The sequence below is a fragment of the Amphritea sp. genome (genome assembly GCF_048266285.1).
In the GTDB taxonomy this organism is placed as follows: Bacteria; Pseudomonadota; Gammaproteobacteria; order Pseudomonadales; family Balneatricaceae; genus Amphritea.
The window spans coordinates 1-249 of record NZ_JBLWZV010000018.1 but is presented as its reverse complement, the minus strand read 5'-3'; the positions used below and the strand labels follow the sequence as shown (position 1 = coordinate 249).

The following is a 249-nucleotide window of genomic DNA, read 5'->3' as shown; positions in this document are numbered from 1 at the left end:
CGTGGTATCCACCTGAGACACAGCGCCCAAGGCCAGGTTATCCCCAGCATTGGACAAACTCACACTCAGCAGCTCATCCGCTTCGATGGTTTTATCGCCCAACACTTCGATGGTGAACGTCTGGCTGGCAACACCCGCTGCAAAAGCGAGACTGCCATTTTGGGCTTGGCCGGAGACGAGGTCATCTGCATCTAAACCGGTGAGCGCCCAGTCCACGCTGGAGACATTGACGCTATTGGTGCGGGTGAC

Annotated in this window: 1 protein-coding gene; it reads right to left on the bottom strand. The window is 57.0% G+C overall.

The features are described from left to right. On the bottom strand, positions 1-249 hold a 249-nt coding region (locus ACN0T0_RS15940; protein WP_417227727.1), incomplete at both ends, for a hypothetical protein.